Genomic DNA, 21,484 nt, shown 5'->3' with positions numbered 1-21,484 from the left:
AGCGCCGTAGACAGACCGCACATCAGTACGCACTGCGATCGAAGAACATTTTCAATGCGGTCTGCGCGATGATGCGCAGGTCGAACCATACCGACCAGTGTTCGATGTAGTACAGGTCGTACTCAACGCGGGCGCGCATTTTGTCCAGCGTGTCGGTCTCCCCGCGAAGGCCGTTGACCTGCGCCCAACCTGTGATGCCGGGTTTCATCCGGTGGCGTTGTAAGTAATGTGGAATCAGCTGCTTGTATTGCTCATTATGCGCAACCGCATGCGGACGGGGGCCCACGATGGACATCCGCCCCTGCAGCACGTTGAAGAACTGCGGCAACTCGTCAAGACTGGTCTTGCGCAAGAATGCACCGAAACGCGTGATTCGATTATCGCCCCGCTTTGCCTGCGTAACCTGGCCGGATGCCTCATCGTGCGTTTTCATGCTGCGAAATTTCCACACCTCGATCCTGCGCCCATCCCATCCATGGCGCACTTGCTTGAACAATACTGGTCCCGGGCTGGATAATTTTACGCCGATGGCAACTATCAGCAGGATCGGACTGATCATCGCCAGGATCAGGCTGGCGAGCACTTTATCTTCAACTTCCTTGACGAGCCAGTTGATACCTGAAATTGGGGTTACCGATAAATCGAGCATCGGCATGCCCGCCAGCTCGGTCACGCCATGGTTAATCAGGCGGAACGAGAAAATATCCGGTATCCAGCGGATGTTCACCACGCTGTCGCTTAGCAACTGGGTGGCCGTGCGAATGTGCGCCTCTTCTCGCATGGGCCAGGTCAGCCAGATCTCATCGATACGTTGCGCTTCGACGGATGCTGACAAGGTTTTAAGATCGGGTACATGGGGGAGTGCCCCTGAATTTTCCACGTCGGGAACTGAATCGGGCGTACAGAGCGCCACCACCTGAAAGCCGACCCACGGCAAGCTCGATACTCGCTGCCTTACCGACTTGACCGCATCGGCGGGCCCCACGATTGCAACGCGCCGCACGCCCAGGCCGTATTGGTGCAGCGCTTGAAGCAAGGTGCGGCCTAGCAGGCGAACCGCAACCAGGCCGACCAAGCCGATTCCTGCCCAGTAAGCAAACCAGAGCCGCGAAAAATCTTCCCCCGTCTTGCTCAGATAGCTGATTGATGCAAGCACTCCGAGCACAACCACCCAGCCCAGGAACAAGCGGCCATACATGGCACTGCGGGAACCCGCACGCCAGGTCCGATACACGCCGAGCTCCGAAAACACTGCCAGAGTCAGCAAAACGCTGGCCAGCATGGCGTAGAGGTAGCGTGTCGGCCCCAGCACGTCTGTGCCGCCAAAGCGCAGCACATGAGCCAGAGTGCCCGCCGTACCCACAACCAGGACATCAGCTGCCTTTAATCCATAGACGGAGAGCGCATGCCCATCCCGTAGCAGGCTTCGATTTGGATTCTGTCGATTCATGTGCTCAACCGCCTGTGTTGAGCCAGGGACTCAGGGGAAAAGCGGCTTCCAAGCCGAGAGCGATAGGGTGCAGAAGAAAACATCTGTGTTGGGGATTATGCAAACGGGAAAGAGGCATTTTAACCGCAGTGCAGCACAGCCCCGATTTCTTTCAGGAATCGCGTGCTTGAAAAACGTTCTGCCCGATGTATGCATGCAGCTCGCATCGAAGCTGCGCGGTTTGGGTCCAGCGCCAATACGGCCGCGACGACGTCTTCCTCGCCGAACTGCGGAGACAGCAGGATGCCGGTCTTCCCATCCGCCACCGTCTCGAGCAGACCGCCTTCGGCGACGCCGATTACCGGCTTGCCCGCGGCCATGGATTCGACTGGCGACATGCCGAAGTCCTCGTCCACCGGTACATAGATGGTTGCCCGAGCGCGGCCGATGAGCTCGGCCAGCTGGCGGTCACCGAGCCAGCCCGGGAACTGGATATTCGGCGCATCCGCGGCCAGCGCCTTGAGCCTGGCCAGTTCGCTGCCGCCCGAGCTGACCACCAGCCGCCTCGATGGCATGCGTTTGAAGGCGCGGACCAGCATGTCCACGCGCTTGAGCGGCTCGAGTCGCGCCGTGGACAAGAAGTAGCCGTCATCCGCCAACCACTGGAAACGGTCGGTGTCCACCGGCGGATAGACCACGCGTGACGCCACCCCAAGGTAGTCCTGCAGCCGACGCTGCACGTTGCGCGAGTTGGCGAGCACCACGTCCATCGACCGCACCGCCGCTTCATAGCGCGGCTGCAGCCAGCGGCGCAGTGCCGCCAGCAGGGGGCGCTGCCAGGGGGGGAAGTGCGCCTGGTAGTGATCGCGCAGGTCGTACAGGAAGCGCGGTGGCGTGTGGCAGTAATAAATCGAGCGTCCATGACCGAAGCCACGGTTTGCCAGCGGGGCGTAGCTCCCCGAGAACAGTCGCGTTGGGTACGACGCGGCCACACGGGCGCCACGCCCATGGAAGGCATGCAGCACGCGGGCAATGGCCAGTGCCGGAAGCCTGCTGCCCGCACCGAGGTCGATCAGGTCGTCGGTGGCAAACAGCTTGCCGAACGACGCCTCCTCCACAAAACCAACGCACACCGGTGCCGCGAAGTGGGCATGCAGGCAGTGCAGCACCCGCTCCGCCCCTCCGCGCGTCTGCAGAAAGTCGTAGAGCAGCAGCAGGTCTGTCCGCGCCGTTTCAGCCATGCGAACGGGCGTTCGGTGCAGGGGCGGGGCGCACCGCCGGCGGACAGAACAGGAACGCCAGGAAGATGAAGATCCAATACACCGGCAGGTTCAGGTCGGGGATGGCGAGGCCCATGGCCAGCGTGGCGGTGGCGAGCGCGACGGCCACAAAACGCTGCGCGTCGGAGAGCACCGCTGCACGCGCATACCGCAAAAGCAGGCTCGCCAGCATCGCAATAAAGAGCAGCGCGCCCGGTATGCCCGTGTTGCTCACCAGGCTTGCTAAGAAGCTCGATGCGCGGTTGCTGCCGAGGCCGACGCCCAATCCGCGGGTAGCTTCTACGACCTGCAGGGCATGGTCGTTCGATCGATTGCGAACTCTCGCGCTGCCGCCGTCCAGCTTTTTCAGCAACAAGTTATCCACGACCTTTGCAGCCTGCGGCGCAGCGGGCGAGGCTTTCCAGACCCATGTGCAGGTGGCCGCAATCAGCAAGACAGCCATCCACGCGGAAATCGCGCGAGGACGCAAGCGTGGCGCGGACGGGCCGCGGATGGCGGAGACGCTCAGCCAGAGTACGATTGCCGTGCCGCCGATCCCCGCTGCTGCCCAGCCGGTGGAGCCGAGCGTGTTGATCAGCACCAGGGCCAAAAGGAGTGTGCTCACGAGCATCGCGCCCCAATGGGGTGCAGATCGACGCGGACCGAAAAACATCACGGCGAGCAGGCCGCTCATCAGCGCCGCGACAAATGTGCTGGCGTACGACGCTTCGGACATCGGTGCGGCAATGCGGAGGAAACCGGCGATCTTCGCCCCGTGGTACTGCACGTAACCTGGGTTGTTCATCCAGAACTTCACCGCCGAGGGCCAACCGTACAGCGGGGCCAGCCGTTCATACACCCCGATCCCCAGCATCAATGCGGCTGCCAGGGCAAGCGCCCAGAGCAGTCTCGAGCCCCGCCAGTCACTGCGCGCGGCCGCCTGCAGCAGAAACAGCAGCACCACGGCATGCACGCACAGGTTAACCGCCTGCACGGCATTGGCAAGCGTGAAAGTGAGCGGCACCGGCGCACGATCCATGCCGTGGCGCTCGATGAGCAGGTTGACGAGCGTGCCTTCGAAGAGATGCGGCAGCAGCAGCGCGCCGATGAGCGCAACAAGCACATAGCCTGCGAGCGAAAGTGAGGCGCCCCGGGGGGCAGAGCGCAGGAAGTTCAGCGACCGCTCGCGCGCGACGCGGGCCACGAGCACGACCCCCGCCAGCAGTGCGACCAGGTTGTAGGGCGAGACACCAAAAGCGCCCTTGCCCACTGGAACGTTGAGCACCGAGGCGGCCTGAAACACTGCAGAGAACACCACCAGCGCCGGTAGCCAGGCACGGGCGAACAGCGCCACGAACAGCGCAAGCGGAACAAAGCCCAAGCCAAAGATCGTCAACTGCATCGTGCGTGAATGGGCTCAGCCCGCATCGATCAGGAACTCGTCCTGCAGCGCTTCGATCTGCGTCATCAATTCGACATAGGTCGGCATGTCATTCCCTTCAAAAATTGACAAGAATATTACGGCGATTCGATCGCCCATTCTTCCACTGCGAGTCCCGGCACACGGAGGAACTCACGCGCGTTGTTGGTGATGACGACGCTATCCTCTGCCATCGCGTGCGCCGCAATCATCAGATCCATCCCGCCGGTGGGTTTGCCTGCGCGTTCCAGCCGGGCCCGGATATCTGCGTAATGGTGTGTCGCTTCAAGCGGCCAGGGCCGTACGTCAAAACCGGCCAGCCAAGCCTCCACTGCAGCCTTGAATCGGGGTGCCGCCAGCTTGGCCGCACCAAAACGCAACTCGGCCGCCACAATCGCCGAGAGCCACAGGTCGTCGCGGTTCAGACTCGTGAAGCGTTCGATCATGTTCGCCGGGTGGCCGACAGCGGGTAGTAGATCATCGGCTTGTCGTAGATCGGCAGCAGTTGCTTGGAGACGCCGCACGTAATCGGATGCAAGCGGGTGCCGGAACCGCCGGCGAGGATGATGCCTATTCTGTTTAAATTATCGAACATGCCGTACTCCAATATCGCGACTTATTAACGCGAATTAAGGCCGAATTTTCGAAGTTCATTCCTGTATATTGCCGAAGCTCTTTCGCCCACAAGATTCGCGAAGGCAACGGTAAGGTGGTCGCCATCCAAGAATGCCGGGGTTCCGTTAATCGACATTACACAAGTGGAGATCTCGCGATCACGGCAAAGTAGAGTGGTCTTGTCAATATATATGAAATCGTTTTTTGCTATAGGGAGTCCAAGTATTTTATCCTTTTCCTCTCCGGAGAAATAATCAACGAACTCAGGAGATTTGCAAAAGTCAGCTGAACCAAACCTGGAAATAATGTCGTCACATCGGTGAGGTCTGATGCCAATGTAGCCGCTAAAGAAAATAATCTTTAAATTTGGCTTTACTGATCTCAGGTGGCTAAGTATATTTATCAGGGGTTTTCCCCATGACAGCGGTTTGTGGGCGCTGAATACAATAATGTCAAGGTTTTCAATGAATTCCCTGTCGTTGAGCTTTTCTACCCGCTCTTTACAGTTTGATTTTGGATTGTCTTGTGGGGAGTTGGAAACGACCATGTTGCCATCCACCCTAAATGAGCAGCCATAGCTCGTTCCGAAGGAGGTAATGTTGATGGCTGGATTGTCGCCATACACATGAATCATCGAATTGTAAGCGTCTAGTTCATGCGAATTGCCGAAGGTTAGGATCTGAAGCGGTGCATCTGCCTTGCAGTTTATCTCTCTAAGAATATAGCAGCCGCTTTCATTCAGGTAATCAAAGCGACTCCGTTCGGTGTCCGCAACATCTGGAGTGGTGCTAGCATAGATACTTATGCCAACAAATGCGAGGGGCAATATGGCATACAAGAGAGGGGTGGCTTTTGAGAAAATAGCGAAACGAGTTCCATAGCGAAAGGGAACTTCGATGAACTTGTGCAGAAGGTACCCCATTCCTAGGGTCGCGAGTAGCAATCCACCTTTGTCAATGGGTGTCAATGATCCTGTGTTATATTTGTAAAATACAAATATAGGCCAATGAACAAGGTATAGAGAATAGCTTAGGACGCCAAGATGGACGAATGGTCTTAACGAAAGGATCTTCCCAATAATGCTATTTTTCCCGGCGTAAATTAGAAGTGCAGTTCCAAAGCAAGGAAGAAGCGCGTTGTACGAAGGGAAGGTTGTGTTGTTGTCAAATTGAAAGGCGGCGACAAGAATGAAAGAAAGGCCAGTTACTGATATCGCGTTAAGGTTGAAGTGTATATTTTTCGGGGCCCAGCAAAGGAGAGCGCCTAATCCAAACTCAAAAACGCGGAATGGTGTTAGAAAATAGATGGCTGAACGAGGTTCTGCAATTGTGTTCTCTGAGTTTAAGGCCCAAAAGTTACATAAAAGACTTATCGCTGAGAGTGCTAAAACTATGCGACTTGGTGATTTAAAATTAAACGCTGCAAGAAGCAACAGCGGCCAAAAAATATAAAACTGCTCTTCCGTTGCTAGCGACCAAGTGTGAAGAAGTGGCTTAAATGTTGAGTCAATATCAAAGTAGCCGCTAGAGATGTAGAAATAAATATTTGAAAGTTGGAGGGTTGAGTACGTTAAAGAGCTTAAATACTGAGACAAAAAAATTGGGCTGAAAATAACAAAAGAAGCAGCTGTTGTGACCGCCAATGTTGAAAATAATGCTGGAAGTAATCGCCTCGCTCTTTTGTTATAGAACTCAAGGAGATTTATAGTTCCTGTTTTTTTGTGCTGTATGTACAGAATGTTTGTTATCAGATATCCACTGATTACAAAAAAAACATCGACCCCTATATAGCCGCCGCTTATAGCTTTGAACTCAAAGTGAAATAATATAACCAGCAAGACTGCAATTGCACGCAGTCCGTCAATGTCGGGGCGGTAAGATGCTCCGATATGCTCTTCTTCTATGCTTTTGTTGTGCATTGGAAAATACGGCTGTGTCGTCCGTCGAAAAATTAACTTTAAACTTTAAAAAATAGTGCATTCATACTGAGGTCGTGGCTGCTGTATGACCTTTGCTTAAGTTGCGCTCTCACTACTGATGATTCTCCAGATACCACCGCACCGTCTTGCGAATGCCGCTCTCGAAGGTTTCCTGCGGCATCCAACCCAGTTCGCGTTCGATCTTCGACGCATCGATCGCATACCGCCGATCATGCCCCGGCCGATCCTTCACGAAGGTGATTAGCTCCCTGTAGGAGCAGGCTTGCCCGCGAACAACCCACGGCACCATCTCATCGAGGAGATCGCAAATCGTCTCAACCACCTCGAGATTTCGCTTCTCGTTGTGCCCCCCGATGTTGTATGTCTCCCCAACCTTCCCCCGCGTCACCACCTCGACCAGCGCCCGCGCGTGGTCCTCCACATAGAGCCAATCCCGAATCTGCGATCCATCGCCATACACCGGCAGCGGCTTGCCCGCCAAGGCGTTGAGGATCATGTGCGGGATGAGCTTCTCCGGGAAATGGTAGGGCCCGTAGTTGTTCGAACAGTTGGTCACGAGCGTCGGCAGGCCGTAGGTCCGCTGCCACGCCCGCACCAGATGATCGGAGCTGGCCTTGGATGCGGAGTACGGCGAACTGGGCGCATAGGGCGTGCTTTCAGTGAACAGATCGTCCGTGCCTTCCAGGTCGCCATACACCTCGTCGGTGGAGATGTGGTGGAAGCGGAACGCGGCCTTCGCGTCATCGGCGAGCGCATTCCAGTACCGCCGCGCGGCCTCCAGCAGCGTGTAGGTGCCGACCATGTTGGTCTGGATGAACTCGGCCGGACCGTCGATCGAGCGGTCCACATGGGACTCCGCGACGAGGTGCATCACTGCAGTAGGTCGGAATTCGGCGAAGACCTTGTCCAAGGCCGCAGCGTTGCAGATATCGACCTGGTAAAACTGGTAGCGAGACGAGTTCGCGACCGAGTTCAGCGATTCGAGATTGCCGGCATAAGTGAGCTTGTCGAGGTTGGCGACGTGGTGCGTCGTGCTGTCGGTCAAGTGCCGAACCACGGCCGAGCCGATGAAGCCGGCTCCGCCGGTAACGAGAATGCGATGAGTCATGGGAAAGTTCGTTCAGTCCTTTGGATACCAGCGTATGAGCAGTTCCTCGTACTCACTCAACACCTGCTCCCAGGTAAAACGCTCGTAGAAGCGTGCGCGGCTGGCAGCTTTCATGCGCTGCACGGCTGCATCGTCTGCGAGCAGGCGGTCGAAAAGCGAAGCGCACTCGGCTTCGTCCTTGAAATAGGCTGCTTCCGGCCCCGCCACCCATCGGTTGAAGTGGTTGTCGTGCGCGATCACTGCACAGCCCGCACCCAAGGCCTCAACGAGGGAGGGGTTCGTGCCACCGACCCTGTGCCCATGCAAATAGAACCGACTGTAGAAGCGCAGGGCCTGGACTACGGGAGCCTCGTAGATCGCCCCGGGAAAGATCACCTCTCCGCTCGCCGCGTTCATCACCTCTTTGTGGAAGGCGTTGAGTTCCGGGCTGAAATTGCCCAGCACCACCAATTTGTGGCCGCGCCGCTTTGAACTGAAGGCGCGAACCATCTCGAGGAAGGAGTTCTCGGGCTCAGGGCGCGCGATGATTACCGAGAATGCGCCTGGTTCGATGCCGTACGCGGTAAGCAGCCCAGCGTCAGCGGAGAGAACCTCGTCGCCCCCATAAGGAATCATCGTGATCTTGTCTGCACGGACCCGCGTGGCAAGGTGGTCCTTGATGCGCGGGTGATCGGCGACGAGATGGTTGCCGATCCAACAGCCAGCGCGTTCGTTGAGCCAGAACCATGTCTTGGCAATCAGGCCCCACTTGTCGCGGCGCCATTCGATGCCGTCCATGTTGATGACGTTGAGTTGCCCCTTTACGCGTTGAAGCAAGTTGAAGATTGCCGTGTTGTAGCCCAGCGTAAGGAACAGCCCTTCCTGCGTCTTTGCATGCCGTGCTGCGACCCAATCGAAGATAACCGTACCTGCAGCGCCCTGACGTTTAACCGGGATGTGAATCCGCCGCACCCCCTGCCAACCACTCTCCCAAGGCATGCCCGCCCCATCCTCCTGGCAGTAAACCGTGATAGCCCAGCCGCGTTTGGACAGGTAAAGAGAAAGCTTCTCCGCAAAGGTTTCAAATCCGCCATGTTGCGCAGGTACGCCGCGAATACCAAGGATATTTAGTGTGTATTTCGTCAATGCCCTATAACCTCAACTAACTTCGCGTGTAGCTCCGCGCCGACTTTCTCCCGTCCATATTGCTGTGCCGTCGCCAGCGCAGCTGAGCGCATTGCACACATTTCTTCAGCACTCAACTGTGAAAAAGCAATGATCCTCTGAGCGAGCGCGCTAGAGTCTCCCGGCGGAAAAAGATAGCCGTTCACCCCGTCACGCATGTAGCTTTGGATACCCCCTATGTCGGAGCAAATCGCTGGGATGCCGCAGGCAAGCGCTTCAATGCCTACTAGTCCGAGAGATTCAGCTGCGCGCAGCGTTGGAAATACAAATACATCGAGAGATGAGTAAAAGCTGGGCAGACGCCGCTGAGGCATTGCTCCAATGTGAGTCGCTACACCTTCAAGACCCAACTCCTTAATTCGCCTTGTCAAGGCAGCGGTCTCAGAGCCTTCGCCGACGAGGGCAACCTCTAGCTCCAACGAAGGACTCTGCTTACGTAAAAGCGCAACAGCATCCAAGAGCACATCCCAACCCTTTCCTGAATCGATTCGCGAGACGAAACCGATTCTCAGAGGGGTGCCATGGGAACGTTCCTGCTTTGGCTCATGAGGCTTAAAAACCTCGAGATCCACTCCAGCCGACGGCGAAATAAAAACCTCGTTGCTCGGGAAAAGGTCCTTAGCAATGGACTGGAAATAACTAGAAGGCACAACGATAAGTCTCGCCTTCTCGATGGCAGGTCTGACCATTCCGAAAATTAGCTTCTCGCCCCTACTTGCGGGGAGAAGATCTTCGCCGTGAGCATTACAGATCAGGACTGTACGCTTCAATCCCATTAATGCCCGCACCGGTAGCATGGAGTGCGCTACGTAATGCACGTAAATGCAGTCATAACGCCTCGTGAATCCTTTCACCAAAACCGCCGCGCCAAAAGTCAAGTACTTTAGTAACTTGCTGAGCTTGCCCTTGCCTCTCCCTCGAACGACCGCAAGATCAATCTGTTCCCCCTGCACGTTTAGGGCGTCAACAAAGTTCTTGACGAAGACGCCGTAGCCGGGGTTTTCATGCGTCGGGTACATATTGGAGATAACGAGAACCTTCATTACGGGGCCAAATTTCTATACGGTGAGGCGCAGAGTCCCGCATAGCATGCGAAAAAGAATGCTGGAAAGCCCATGAGATATAAGTGTCCTGTCAGAGCCCCGGTTGAAAAAAACAATATGACTAAAATTCTGCGCAGCATGTAAAAACGATTCGAGATCTCGTTGTGCTCGGAATAAACGGAAATAGCGATAGCAAATGTGATGAGCAGGCCAAGGATTCCATAAGACATAAAAATGTCGACTGGATCCATCTCGGAATAAGAAAACGTACCGCTACCCCGCGCTATGCCGTAGATTGATCCGTAGGTTGAGTATCCGAGTCCGAAAACTGTCTCAAATAAACCGTAGTTTGTGCGGTAGATATCAGCTGCGATCGAAAGAAGCGTATCGCGCTCGCTAACTAAAGCGGAGAAGGGATTAAGATAGGAGAGTTTTACGAGTAGTTTAGATGATCCAGAGCTGTGTTCAGTAAGGATGTAAATAATTAAAGCAAAGGATTTATCGATCAAAGTCTCAGCTATATTCGTGCTGGCAAGAGCAATCAATATGGCGCAGAGGATGAGAAGAATTGTAATGCGCGCAATAGTTCCGCGATTTAGGAAGAAATACGCGGTAAGGCTAATCGAAAATAAAGCAATAAACGACTTGTTTCCGATTACAAGAAAGGTTAATAAAGTTAATAAGGTATAGATTGCTTTGCGAGTGTTATTTTGGTGTGTCGCCAGCAGTACTAGGAAGCTGGAGAAGAAAACAAAGCTCAATTCATTGAGAGATGGATAAAAGAACTTATAACCAGACGAGTGTTCCGCATATGTATAAAGCCCTTTGCCAGAAAGATTGCCGGCTAGGATCGTAATGCATACAGTCCACCAAACTATTAAGGCTATCCTCTTAAGTGTTGGCTCACGATTCTCGTGTGGGATCGCTCTGCAAAAGTTGTAGAGCAGGTAACCTAATACTATGGATCGGAGGAGTGCGAAGATGTCGTATCGAACGGCACCGTTCAGCGAGCCGGAAATGACGATATAGGTTAAAGTGTGTAGCGAAACGACCACGATGAAAACGTTGCTCGTGTTGAGTAAGTTCCGCTGATAGTTGGGTGCCACGAATGAGATGGCCGTCATCGCGAAAACGAACGCAATGGCAATGAGATTTGTCCCGGATTTCGATAGATCGCCACCAAATAGATAGCCCTGGACGGGTTCAACAGCAAACAGGAGGCAAGCCATAACCACCAAAACAAGATCAGGGCGGAGCCTCAGGTAGTCTTTCATATAATGAGATTAAACTATTTTTCAGAATACTCTGAGTAATCTGCGGATCGCTGCTCTTATGGCGCTTCTTAGTGTTCGTGTTTCACGATAATACTCGGAAATGCTGACTCGCATTTCATTATAGAAAACATTAAGGTTGTCGCTTTCTTTTGCGAGTAAAAATGCGTCATGGCTCTTCTTCGAAATATAGTGCCTAGTTGTATAGATTCTATCTCTATTTGTTTTGCTTACGTATCTGGAAAGTCTCATAATACTTTTAGGCGGAGTCACTAAGTTCTTGCTTTCGTATAGCCGAATCCGACTGAGAAGGCCTTCATGCCTATGTCTAAAGTTTCCACCTTGGGTTGCGTAGATGAGGCTTTTTCCCTCGCTGGAAAGTGTTATCTCTCCAGAATCACTGCCGTCAATTAAGATCCTCTCAAGCTCGGCGCTTCGAGTAATAACTAAATTTGTTCCGCGATAGTCCCTAGCGTATTTCCGATGCCAGGCATCTCCAAAAATAATGTCTGCGGCTTCGCCAGTTACGTCATCACAGAAATCACATGCCTTTGGCTTGAAGAGACCAAGTCCCCAATCCATCCACTTCAACCTATCTACGCGCTGCTCATGCGCGCCGTCCGAGCTGATTGCTCTGTAGAAATAGCGCGAGGCATCGTTGGTGGGCTTTTTGACTCTATAGTCGAGAGCGTCAAGCTTTGTAGGATGTACACCCATTTGCCAGCCAACAAATTCGGTGAACGCATGGGATTTCTGATGTCCGCAAAAAATTGCAGCTGTGTAAATGATGCGATCGTTTAAATGTGGGATTCTCTTGCAAAGCAGCTTTATAGCCTTGACGCCGCACGGAATGCCGACATAAATAAAACGTTCGTCCTCGTGAGATGCCAGGATTTCTGATATCACTGAGTCGTGCGAGACCATGTGGTACTTAGACTTCCTGCTGCCCTCAAGGTCGAGCTGGTTTCGGGCGATTCTGTACTCAAGGCGTCCATTCTTGCCTGGAGCGGGATGAACAACAATTGCACCAGTAATTAAATTTCGCTTAAAAAGTTGCTCTAACAAATAGGTGGTTAAGCCGCCAGAGCTGCTTTCATGTCTACGCTTTTCGTTATTTGCATAGCCCGCAAATACATTCTTGAAAAAGCCAATCTCCGGGTCGAAATGATTCGAGTCGGATTTGTAGTGGTTGTTGAAGTAGTCTTCGTTGTGGGTGTCGTTAAGAAAAGGGCAAATGTCGGCGCTATCGCTGGAGGGGTTCCCTTGATGCTCTTCGGCTTGCAAGAGGCCATGTGCGGTCTCGACGATTGAAAAGCGTTTCGGCTCGTATGCGGCACAATTGCCGCACCCGATGCACAGCCCTTCGCTGATTAACTCTGTAATCCCCAGTTTTGGCGTGCTGTTCATAAGGTGTATTTTACTTTTGCTTTATGAGCTTTTTGTGGAGGGGTTTGGCTGAGGAGAGAACATAAGCGAGAAAGTATGTGGTCTCCAGGGAGAAAACAAGCCAGCCAATTGTTGCGTAAGATGGTTCGTTAAGAGCCGGAACGGCTACAAGCATAGCCAGTAGTATAAGAAATTGGACCTTAGTTTTACGGACTATGAGGTCACCGAAGCTCAGGATCATCATGCTTAGCCATGCGCTCAATATTCGAATGGAAACTGCGCATGTGGTTATAAGCAAAAATGTTTGAAGGCCCGCGTACTCGGGCCAAAGACGTTCACTGAAGAAAAGGGTTGTAAGGGTTAACGCACAATAAACTAGGATGCTTGCAGTGACGGTAGCGACTAATGACCGTACAAGAAGTGGCCGGGCGTTAAGCTCTTGGGACTGGGCTGAGCAGTATCTTGGCCAATAGTGGTGGTTGATGACTATGTTGATGAGAATGTTTGCGCCGGACCAGTAGATAAAATAAATGCCTAAATAGGCGGCATGCTCCTTGCCGTGGAAGTAAGCAACAAGCGGAATTATTCCGAGGCTATAGGCGGTGCCGAGGTTTGATGACAGCCAGAACGAAAAAAGTCGTTTTCTTTCTTTTTTGTCTAGTTCTTTAAGGAAGTTTAGACTAATTAAAGGTCCGTCTCGCCTTGCATCTATGAGCTGTTTCAAGATCAGCGGTATAGACAGGGCGCTCAGTGCTGCAAGCGTTAAAAAAAGTGCGTAGTGGCGGTTCTGATGGCTTAGGTCTGTGAAGAATAAAGCAAAGACAATGAGCGCCGCACCGATTTTTATGAAAGATTGGATGGACTGAAAAACTGCTGCGCCAGGCCCGTTTTTATTTATCTGGCATGACATTATGCCCTGCACTGAGAGAGTGCTGGCCACGAGCATCGTGACGAGGGCGAAGTATGGAAGAGACGTATTTTTCAGAAATATCGCTAATCCGATCGTGGTGGCAATTAGAGCTGGGACGACAACTGTGGCATTGGCATGCCTCTGGTAATGAGTCGGGTTTGTTAACGAATAGGCGTTGGTGCCTAGGGGGGCGACCAGGGCCAAAATGCTGACGATCGCGAAGACGGCGACAAGTTCGCCATATGCGAGTTTGTCGAGAACTGCAGAGAAAACGAAGTTCGCTAGAAAGCCGCATAATGATGCGAAGGCGAGTATCAGTCCAGTCTTCAGCACGGTCAGTTAATCAGCTCTGCTCTTCAAGTACGGATTTGCTCATCGTAATCATCGCGTCTGTTACTTGTTGACGAAGATGCTCATTGCCTTGTTTCAAACGGAAGCGAAGCTCTTTGTTTTCGTTGATAAGGCGATTCAGTTTCTCGGGTATGGTGTGTAGTTGGTCAAGTTCGACCGTAAAGTCTTCCATTCCCATGAGTGACATGTAGGAACGAATTTTGTGCTGCGTGTTGATCATCATGGTGGGGATCCCGGCGCTAGTTGCCAGTATTCCTACATGCATTCGGGTGCTCAGGAATGCATAAAGGTTCTTCTGGAGTCCTTGGTAAGTGTCGGGGTGAACGATTTGGTCTGGGAGGATTGATGCAGAGAAGCCCCTTTCCTCAAGGAACTTCTTCGCTTCCAGGCATGTAGCGTAATCAGCGCTTCGTGAACCGTGTCTGTAATTTGAAGGCATCAGTAGTATGTTGAAGCTTTCCTGGTCGAGAGTGCTCGTAATGCCATCGAGTAGCTCAGGAAGGTAGTCATTTGTGACGCCCATTTCTGCCTTTGGAATATCGGAGACAGTTAGTCCAATCGTCTTCTTTTCGCTTGGTGTCGGTAGGGGGTGCGGTGTCGATTCTTGCGTTGTGGCAACGTCGGGGCAGAAAACGATGCTTACTGCTTTGTCTGCCCAAAGAGCGCGGGCGAGCTCAAAAGATGGGATGTCTCTCGCAAAGATTGTATGCGCGTCGCCAAGAGTCTTGCGCAGCAGCCACTTTGATGTCGGGCGGAAAACTGGTCCGATACTCTGAGGAAAGACAATGAATTTCTTGCCTTTAACGATAGTCAAGTAGTACGTCAGCAGACGAAGATACATGTGCGGACGGTAGTGATCATTAATCGTCTCTCCTGAAAGTGACACGCAGATATTGGCCTGGTCTACTGCAGAAAGGAAGTCCGCGAAACGCTTCGGCCAAGGGAGACGGAGTTTGTTTCGGAATAGGATTGTGTTGAGGTATTCAATAAAGAAGAAAAATATAATCGACAAAGCTTTTTTAAGTTTTTGGATAAAAGTGCCACCGTAATCGGTGAAGATATCAGCACGTACTACGGGAAATCGACCTTCGTTTGTAGGGGCGTCAATGGAAAGTATCTCGACATCTTCGCCTAGGTATTGCTTGCAGAGCTTGTAGGTATTGTCGATGAGCGCGCCGTTCCCAACGTGGAGTGTGCTAAAAGCATCAATCATCAATATGGTTGGTTGGTTTTGCGTTTTCTTCATGTTATTGCCTGTGCTTGTGTGCTTGCATCGTTTCTACGCTTACGACGATTTCAGTTTGGCTGCCACCTGAGTGCCGCGGAGGGAAATTGGGGTCAGACCCCGGTTTTCGCTGGTCGAAGATGCGCACGCCGGCCTCGGTGCGTTCTAATTGGGGTCAGCCCCCGGTTTTCCCCGAACTCCTCGGCCTCGATTTTCGCATTCCTCATGTATCGAGCCTCTGGAATGCCTGGGTCTGCACGCGATATGGCAGGCGTGCGCTTTCGGCGATCGGCAGGCATGCATTGTTGGCCAGTAGCGCGGCGATGGTGGTCTCGCTGACCTCGAAGTGGTCGGCAGCGTCTTCCTGGGCGGACTCGGAGTAGTCGCCGTCCAGAAACTCGACCAAGGCGTCGATCGGGCACAGCAGTTCGGCGGCGAAGGCGCGCTGGCGTTTTTGCGTGGCGGTGGCGAGGTCGGATTCGACCAGCCAGTCGGATTCTGCGCCCGTCCGCATCATGTATTCGCCAACCAGGCGGGCAAGCTCGAAGCGTTTGCCGATGGGGTGCCGCTTTCGCGGGAGGAAGTCGATCAAGCCTCGGGCAGTCGGCTTGGCAATCCCGACGGGGTGTTTTTGCTGAGGCTGCCAGGCAGCCTCCTGGCTTTGGGTGATGCCGAGCAGGTCGAGCAGTTGAGCGTTGTTGATCGGGGCGCCGCAGTTGCCGAGCTGTTTGCGCAAAGCGCGGGCTGCGGTCATGCCCCGCTGCCACGGGGGTGTGGTGGGGCTTGGCGTGTGGGGGCTGGGTGTGATCTGCGGCGCGCCCATCAGACCGCGCGCGTCCTTGAGCGCTTCAAGCTGGTCGAGCGCCGTGCCGTGACGGCTTTTGCCGAAAATAGGGGCGAGTTCGGACATCGCGCTGGTGCCGGTTGCCTCTTGCAGGCGCAAGGCGTGGGTGATGTGTTCGGCGGGGCATTCTTCGGGCTCGAAGCCCAGTTCGGCTTCGAGGGTGCGGCGCGCGCGGGCGCGCTCGTCGCTCATGTCTTCGCGCACCGCTGCCCACAGGGCAGCGAGGTCTGTGCTCCGATGGTCGCACGCCTCGGCGCGGTAGATGACATCTTCGATGAACCGGGTGACGCCAAGCTGGAAGTCGGCAAGCAGCACAGCGCGGGGGGCATCGAGATTGCAGAGATAGTTTGCGGACTGTTTCGGATTGTCGGCTTGATGCGCCCAGACGTTGATCGACTGGCCGTCTGCCGCAAAGACGACTCGCGGCCACACGTAGCCGTGGTTGGCCGCGCCGAGCTCGTGGGCCATGCGCCAATCGACGTCTGGCTGGGGGCCGGGCGCCGGAAGGGGCTCGAAACTGAGCCGCCACCAGGACGCGGCGAGCCACATCGCCAGCGGGTATGCGGAGACCAGGATGTTGTCGCGCACGGTTCTGGACCAGGTGTCCAGATTACGCGTGAGACAGGCGTCGCCAAGGCGAATCGCCAGCCACGCCGACCTGTCACGCAGGAGCGGGTCTGCGTCGCCGGTGGCTTGCCAGTCGAGGTCGAGACGAAACTCAGTCATGCATGCTCCACCGTGAGAGGACTTCGGCGGCGAGCGGGTCGCTTTCGGGCATAGGGTAGCCGTGATAGACCCCTTTGGCCGCGTTCTCGAGCTGGGCTTCGAGCGGAATGCCGCTCGAGAGGTCACCGACCACACGTTCTTGAGGCATTCGCCTTCGTGGCGATCGCTGATCAAGCCTTTGCGAACGCCGGCTTGCAACACGTGTAGCGCCTCGCTTCTGCGGAACAGCGCTGCGGTATCGCACAGCGACTTGCCCGGGCGAGGATCAGCGGGTGGCGTCAGGCCAAAATCACCGGGGTTCCGCTTGTGCTCCGGATTGCCGCCGTAGCGCACACGCTGCGCGAGCGCGTCCAACGCCACCTGCGACGCATGGCCCGAAGAGGCGATGCGTCGCTTGGGGTTGAACTGCTTGTAGCGTGTTTTCATGGGTGCTGGGAGGGAAACGGAAATAGGGAAATTGGGGTCAGACCCCGGTTTTCCCGCTTGGCACTGCGTGTGTGGGCAGCAATGGCTGCCAAAGATCTGTCAGTGATTGCGCGATTACCCCTTCGGCGGCAAGCTTGTCCTCAAGCGCAGGCGAGATCCGTGGCGCGATCGCGCAGTATTCGACCGTCCAGTTCTCATACTGCGTGTGATGTCTTATGAAGGCGTCAACGTTGCTGCGCAGACTGGCGAGACTGGGGAGCAGTTTGTCGGGGTTACGTTTGCAGGTGCCGAAGCGGATGCGGCGTGTGCTTTCACTGACGGCAACAAGGTCGATCTCGATGCCGGCGCGATCCCAGTAGCCCTTGATGCGCTCGGATAATGGGAAGTCACTCAGCCCTTTGCGGCTGGTCTCTTCGTAAAGCCGACCTGCCAACTCTTCCAGAGCCGAGCCCTCTGCTTCTGCCAGCAGTTGATCCGCCTGGGCGATGAGCTGTGCTTCCGGGCTGAAATGCACTGCCGAAACGGGGCGCTGCAGGGCTGCGAGCCAACTTCTGAGGAAGTTGTCGCGGATGTAGTAGCGACCGCTGCGCGCCTTGGGTTTGGCAAAGATGGGCAGGCGGCGCTCGATCATGGCGTAACGCTCGCTCAGCACTTTGAGGTAGCCACCGACCTGCTTCCCTTCTTGAGGGGATACGTTGGTGATCGCGGCTTCGATATCAGCGTTGGTGCATCCGGGGTGCCGCGCGATGTGCTGGAGCAGCATGTCGTAGCGCCCCCTGAATTCGCGCAGAAACCAGTTGTCTGCCTCGCCTTTGAGCGGCGACGAGCTGCTGAAGAACAGCGCGCGGAGCAAAGCCGGGCGGTCGGCGTTGAGCACGCCTTGCTCGTAGGCGTCCCGATAGAACTTGGGCACGCCCTCGAACAGGTTCCACAGAAAGAGCAGGCGCTCGGGCTCGCAGTCGGCGTGGATTTCGAGCATCTCCAGCAGGGATGCGACATCCAGGTGGTCCAGCATGAGCTTGTCGGTGCTGCGGTTGAAAAGCGGGGCCGCACGGTCTTCGAGCAAGGCGGCCATTTCGGCGTGCAGGGAGCCAAGAACGATCAGCCCCCCTTGGACGCGGTCGGCGCGCGCCGAAAGGGCATCGATCTCGGCCTGTAGCAGCGAGCAAAAGTCGAACAGGGGCTTACGGCTGAAGTACTGAAACTCGTCCAGGGCGATGACATAGCCTTGTTCGGCAAGCTTTGCGATCAACTGGGCAAGTTCGCCAAGGCTGCGGACACGGTCCTTGATGCCAAAGGTCTCAAGGTAATCGTTGCAGGCGACGAGCACGCCCGTGGGGTCCGAGTCCGGGATCTGGATGTAGAGCCGCTTTTGGCGCCCGGCCTGGTTGAGCGCTTGCTGGATGAGTGAGGTCTTTCCGATGCGCCGCCGCCCCGACACCTGCACGAAAAACCAGCGCCCACGCTCAAGAATTGCGCGCAGATCCGCAAGTTCGCGTTGTCGACCGTAGAAGCCCCAAGGTTGCATGGTTGGATTGTATTTACGTTACTAATATAAAGAGTTTTACGTTAGTTTGATGTTTTGTTTAAGTATTTGTTTATAAATCACAAAGTGAAAATTTTTTGATTTATTTCGTCGTTTTTCCAGGACTCGAATATCGCGATCGTGGAGTGGGAGGTTGGGGAAATTGGGGTCAGGCCCCGGTTTTCTCGCCCTTCTCGCCTCCGTCCCCGCGCCACCACGCCCGTGCCAGCGCGCCGAACACCCCAAGCATGCCGCCCAGCAGCCCGCCGAGCACCAGGCCGAGCGCCAGACCCGGCTTGCGTTCCTTCACCTCGGTGCCTTCGGGTGAGGCGACGAAGCGCATGGACTGCAGGTAGGTGTTGGTCCAGGTTGCACGCTCGACGTCGAGTTCGTTCCAGGTCTGCTCGATGATGTCGACCGACTTGTCCTGGCCCTGGAAGGCAGCGGCCTGGATGTTCGGCAGGCCCTGAAGGAAGGTGGGGCCGGTGGTGGGCTGCTGCAGCGCCTGCTGGGCCTGGCAGTAGTAGTCGCGCTTGAGCGCGCTGGCGGTGCGCTCGCGCTCGCGGCGCACTTCGGCGAGCTTCATGTCGGCGATCTGGATCTCGGACGCGACGAGTTGCGCGGCGGGGGAGAGGAAGCGCTCGCTGCCTTTTTCCAGCGAGACGATCTGGCGGTTGTCGCTGACGGCAGCTCCGGGGTTGCGGGCGATGATCTCGCGCAGGGTGGCGGCGCGGCGCTCTTCCTGGGTGATGGCGAAGTCGTTGCTGAGCTGGGCGTTGCGTAACTCCTGTTCGCGGGTGCGGAAGTCGGCGCAGCGCGCGAGCAATGCTTTCTCGAAGTTCACCCGGATGACGGTGTCGCGCACGTATTCGGCGAGCAGGGTGACGGGGGTGCCGCCGGTGGGCTCCTTGTGCGAGAACTGGATGCGAACGCCGATCATGGCACCGGGTTCGTCGTCTTCGGCGACCTTGACGCCGAAGGCCTTCTGGTCCTTGTCGGTAAAGGCGAACTCGGGTCTGAGGGTTTCGACGAGCCTGTCCTGATTTTCCGCGAGACCGAAGAGCAGCGCTCCGTCGCGCGTCGCCAGCGCCCCGGTGTCCTGCAGGTATTGCTGCAGGCGGGGGCCGTTGGAGAACACGCTGACGAAGCGCTTGTAGTTGGTCGCGGAGACGCCGGGGGTGAGGAAGAGGCCCTCGGCGACGTACTTGGTCGAGAGCAGGCTCGCGCCCACGCCCACGCCCGCGCAGAGGACGCCTGCGCCCACGATGAGCAGCTTCTGCTTCCACAGCACCGAGACCAGTTGGCGCAGGTCGATTTCGTTGTCTTCGTGGGCAGGCGGGTTGTTGGGCGTGGATTGCATGGAGGCGTCTGGTTTTGCGGAAAAGGCGGAATTATCTCACCATATCCGCCGATCAGTTGAGGTAAGGGAGTACATGAGCTTCGGTTTGCTACGCGCGGTGGGTTGGCAGGCGCTGGGGGCGGGGCTTTGCGCCGGGGTGTCGTTCGGCTTGCTGCTGCTGCTGGGGCGGGTCCTGGGCACCGAGGCCTTCGGCGTTTACGTGCTCTTGCTCAATCTGGGCACGCTGGGCCTGGTTTTGATCGAGGGGGGCTGGCCGACCCTGCTGTATCGCGCCGGCGTGCGGGGTGGCGCCGCGGGCCGCGAGCTGCGTGGGCTGATGGCGAATGCGTTGCTGCATGTCCTGGTGGTGGCCGCGGGGCTGGCGGTGGCGGCGTTCGTGCTTGGCGGCGGTCGCGGTGCGGCCTTGTCCGCAGCGCTGGCTTGCATGGGTGGCGTGGCGGTGATGAACCTGGTTTCGGGCCGGATGCGTGCGGCGGGCTCGTTCGGGGTCGAGGCCGCGTGGCAGAGCGCGGGGCGCCTGGTGTCCGCTGGCCTGATCGTGCTGGTTGTGTCGGGCCTGGCGTGGCGGGAACTGGGCTGGATCTTCGCGGCCTGGGCGCTGGGCTTGGTGGTGGTGATCGTGCTCTGGGGGCGCGCGTGGCTGGTATGGCCGTCGGCTGCGGGTGCGAGCGTGGCGTATCGCCGGGTGTGGCCCTTCCTGCTGATGGGTGGACTGGCGATGTGGCTGCTGAAGGGGGATGTGGTGGTGCTGGGTGGCTGGCGCGGGGGCCTCGTCGATGCGCAGGATCTGTCGTTCTACGCTGCGGGCACCCGTCTGACCGAGGCCTGCCTGCTGCTCGCCGCGCCCTTGGGCAATGTGCTGCTGGGGCGGTTCAGCCAGTTGGGGAGCATGGGCGCGATGGGCGAAGGTGGCAGCATGGCGGGCCGGGGGCAGCTGCGGAGGCTGTCCGGTTGGCTGACGGTGGGGCTTTTCGCGATGGGGGCGGTGGTGGTGGCGATCACGGCGGCGAGCGGCGAATGGCTGATGACCCGGATGTTCGGCGAGGCTTTTGCTTCGGCGGGCGCGCTGTTGCCCTGGGTGCTCGGGGTGCTGCCCTTCGCCTTGGGTAACGTCGTGCTGGTGCCCCTGTTGAACAGCCTGGAGTGCGAGCGCGGGCTGGCGGTATGTATGGCGGCCGGGGGGGCGGTGTTGTTGCTGGCCATGCCGTGGATGGCGATGGCCTGGGGCGTGCGGGGCGGTGCGCTGGGGATGATGTTGGCGCACGCGGTGGTTTTTGTTACGGGTTGGGGGCTGGCCTGGGAGGCGATGGCGGCAGATGCGGGAAAAAAGGCCTGAAGATCGGTTCATCTTGCCGGAAGACGTGAAGGAGGCGCGAACGCGGCAGCTGCGCGAACGCTTCGCGGCCGCCAACCCAGTGCGGCCGAAATCGGATCTTCCGCGCCGGCCGTGGTCTGGCTTGCGGGCATGGCAGTGGGCGGTCCT

The 21,484-nt window shown here is 56.4% G+C and carries 16 protein-coding genes and 1 pseudogene; 1 reads left to right on the top strand and 16 read right to left on the bottom strand.

The window, feature by feature from the left end; all coding sequences use genetic code 11:
* Positions 1 to 22: 22 nt before the first annotated feature.
* The 16 genes and pseudogenes from EBN1_RS04325 to EBN1_RS04250 all read right to left on the bottom strand — a co-directional run bounded on the left by EBN1_RS04325 (position 23) and on the right by EBN1_RS04250 (position 20,001).
* Positions 23 to 1,450, bottom strand: a complete 1,428-nt coding sequence (locus tag EBN1_RS04325) for an undecaprenyl-phosphate glucose phosphotransferase (protein WP_011236689.1) — start codon at positions 1,448 to 1,450, stop codon at positions 23 to 25.
* Between the two features lie 119 nt (positions 1,451 to 1,569).
* Entirely contained in the window at positions 1,570 to 2,670 is a 1,101-nt protein-coding gene (locus tag EBN1_RS04320; RefSeq protein WP_041645745.1) for a glycosyltransferase, read from the bottom strand.
* Entirely contained in the window at positions 2,663 to 4,090 is a 1,428-nt protein-coding gene (locus EBN1_RS04315) for a hypothetical protein (RefSeq protein ID WP_011236687.1), read from the bottom strand. Before EBN1_RS04315 ends, EBN1_RS04320 begins: the two co-directional genes overlap by 8 nt.
* Positions 4,091 to 4,206: 116 nt before the next feature.
* Positions 4,207 to 4,554 (bottom strand): PIN domain-containing protein, encoded by a 348-nt coding sequence (locus tag EBN1_RS04310; RefSeq protein WP_011236686.1) that lies wholly within the window; start codon positions 4,552 to 4,554, stop codon positions 4,207 to 4,209.
* Between the two features lie 14 nt (positions 4,555 to 4,568).
* A pseudogene (locus tag EBN1_RS04305) lies at positions 4,569 to 4,703 on the bottom strand (sugar phosphate nucleotidyltransferase); the annotation flags it as partial.
* 24 nt (positions 4,704 to 4,727) lie between these two features.
* Positions 4,728 to 6,641 (bottom strand): acyltransferase family protein, encoded by a 1,914-nt coding sequence (locus EBN1_RS04300; protein WP_011236684.1) that lies wholly within the window; start codon positions 6,639 to 6,641, stop codon positions 4,728 to 4,730.
* A 112-nt stretch (positions 6,642 to 6,753) separates the two neighbouring features.
* Positions 6,754 to 7,770, bottom strand: a complete 1,017-nt coding sequence (rfbB, locus tag EBN1_RS04295) for a dTDP-glucose 4,6-dehydratase (protein WP_011236683.1) — start codon at positions 7,768 to 7,770, stop codon at positions 6,754 to 6,756.
* Positions 7,771 to 7,782: 12 nt separating this feature from the next.
* A complete protein-coding gene (locus EBN1_RS04290) occupies positions 7,783 to 8,895 on the bottom strand; it encodes a DUF1972 domain-containing protein (RefSeq protein ID WP_011236682.1) in 1,113 nt (370 codons plus the stop codon).
* Entirely contained in the window at positions 8,892 to 9,977 is a 1,086-nt protein-coding gene (locus tag EBN1_RS04285; protein WP_011236681.1) for a glycosyltransferase, read from the bottom strand. The genes EBN1_RS04290 and EBN1_RS04285 overlap by 4 nt, the downstream gene beginning before the upstream one ends.
* Complete coding sequence (locus EBN1_RS04280; RefSeq protein ID WP_011236680.1) at positions 9,977 to 11,251, bottom strand: hypothetical protein; 1,275 nt, start codon at positions 11,249 to 11,251, stop codon at positions 9,977 to 9,979. Before EBN1_RS04280 ends, EBN1_RS04285 begins: the two co-directional genes overlap by 1 nt.
* A 21-nt stretch (positions 11,252 to 11,272) precedes the next feature.
* Positions 11,273 to 12,655 carry a Coenzyme F420 hydrogenase/dehydrogenase, beta subunit C-terminal domain gene (locus EBN1_RS04275; RefSeq protein WP_011236679.1) on the bottom strand — a complete coding sequence of 461 codons (1,383 nt, stop codon included), beginning with the start codon at positions 12,653 to 12,655 and terminating at the stop codon, positions 11,273 to 11,275.
* Between the two features lie 10 nt (positions 12,656 to 12,665).
* The gene (locus EBN1_RS04270) at positions 12,666 to 13,877 is read right to left on the bottom strand and encodes a hypothetical protein (RefSeq protein WP_241762803.1); all 1,212 of its coding nucleotides are present in this window, start codon (positions 13,875 to 13,877) and stop codon (positions 12,666 to 12,668) included.
* Between the two features lie 10 nt (positions 13,878 to 13,887).
* A complete protein-coding gene (locus EBN1_RS04265) occupies positions 13,888 to 15,141 on the bottom strand; it encodes a polysaccharide pyruvyl transferase family protein (RefSeq protein WP_041645739.1) in 1,254 nt (417 codons plus the stop codon).
* Between the two features lie 202 nt (positions 15,142 to 15,343).
* Positions 15,344 to 17,116, bottom strand: coding sequence for an ImmA/IrrE family metallo-endopeptidase (locus EBN1_RS04260; RefSeq protein ID WP_241762802.1), 1,773 nt, complete (start codon positions 17,114 to 17,116; stop codon positions 15,344 to 15,346).
* 37 nt (positions 17,117 to 17,153) lie between these two features.
* The gene (locus EBN1_RS04255; RefSeq protein WP_011236675.1) at positions 17,154 to 18,644 is read right to left on the bottom strand and encodes an ATP-binding protein; all 1,491 of its coding nucleotides are present in this window, start codon (positions 18,642 to 18,644) and stop codon (positions 17,154 to 17,156) included.
* Between the two features lie 166 nt (positions 18,645 to 18,810).
* Positions 18,811 to 20,001 carry a Wzz/FepE/Etk N-terminal domain-containing protein gene (locus tag EBN1_RS04250; RefSeq protein WP_011236674.1) on the bottom strand — a complete coding sequence of 397 codons (1,191 nt, stop codon included), beginning with the start codon at positions 19,999 to 20,001 and terminating at the stop codon, positions 18,811 to 18,813.
* A gap of 73 nt (positions 20,002 to 20,074) precedes the next feature.
* On the opposite strand from EBN1_RS04250, the gene EBN1_RS04245 reads away from it, so the two are divergent.
* Positions 20,075 to 21,337 carry a lipopolysaccharide biosynthesis protein gene (locus tag EBN1_RS04245; protein WP_157866573.1) on the top strand — a complete coding sequence of 421 codons (1,263 nt, stop codon included), beginning with the start codon at positions 20,075 to 20,077 and terminating at the stop codon, positions 21,335 to 21,337.
* Positions 21,338 to 21,484: the final 147 nt, after the last annotated feature.

It is taken from the genome of Aromatoleum aromaticum EbN1, from assembly GCF_000025965.1.
In the GTDB taxonomy this organism is placed as follows: Bacteria; Pseudomonadota; Gammaproteobacteria; order Burkholderiales; family Rhodocyclaceae; genus Aromatoleum; species Aromatoleum aromaticum.
This window is presented reverse-complemented; position numbering and strand designations above follow the sequence as displayed.

Excerpts from the sequence above, each read along its gene's own strand:
- EBN1_RS04250 (WP_011236674.1), bottom strand. The coding sequence starts at position 20,001 with ATGCAATCCACGCCCAACAACCCGCCTGCCCACGAAGACAACGAAATC.
- EBN1_RS04325 (WP_011236689.1), bottom strand. The coding sequence starts at position 1,450 with ATGAATCGACAGAATCCAAATCGAAGCCTGCTACGGGATGGGCATGCG.
- EBN1_RS04320 (WP_041645745.1), bottom strand. The coding sequence starts at position 2,670 with ATGGCTGAAACGGCGCGGACAGACCTGCTGCTGCTCTACGACTTTCTG.
- EBN1_RS04275 (WP_011236679.1), bottom strand. The coding sequence starts at position 12,655 with ATGAACAGCACGCCAAAACTGGGGATTACAGAGTTAATCAGCGAAGGG.
- rfbB (WP_011236683.1), bottom strand. The coding sequence starts at position 7,770 with ATGACTCATCGCATTCTCGTTACCGGCGGAGCCGGCTTCATCGGCTCG.
- EBN1_RS04265 (WP_041645739.1), bottom strand. The coding sequence starts at position 15,141 with ATGAAGAAAACGCAAAACCAACCAACCATATTGATGATTGATGCTTTT.
- EBN1_RS04245 (WP_157866573.1), top strand. The coding sequence starts at position 20,075 with ATGAGCTTCGGTTTGCTACGCGCGGTGGGTTGGCAGGCGCTGGGGGCG.
- EBN1_RS04310 (WP_011236686.1), bottom strand. The coding sequence starts at position 4,554 with ATGATCGAACGCTTCACGAGTCTGAACCGCGACGACCTGTGGCTCTCG.
- EBN1_RS04285 (WP_011236681.1), bottom strand. The coding sequence starts at position 9,977 with ATGAAGGTTCTCGTTATCTCCAATATGTACCCGACGCATGAAAACCCC.
- EBN1_RS04255 (WP_011236675.1), bottom strand. The coding sequence starts at position 18,644 with ATGCAACCTTGGGGCTTCTACGGTCGACAACGCGAACTTGCGGATCTG.
- EBN1_RS04260 (WP_241762802.1), bottom strand. The coding sequence starts at position 17,116 with ATGAAAACACGCTACAAGCAGTTCAACCCCAAGCGACGCATCGCCTCT.
- EBN1_RS04300 (WP_011236684.1), bottom strand. The coding sequence starts at position 6,641 with ATGCACAACAAAAGCATAGAAGAAGAGCATATCGGAGCATCTTACCGC.
- EBN1_RS04280 (WP_011236680.1), bottom strand. The coding sequence starts at position 11,251 with ATGAAAGACTACCTGAGGCTCCGCCCTGATCTTGTTTTGGTGGTTATG.
- EBN1_RS04315 (WP_011236687.1), bottom strand. The coding sequence starts at position 4,090 with ATGCAGTTGACGATCTTTGGCTTGGGCTTTGTTCCGCTTGCGCTGTTC.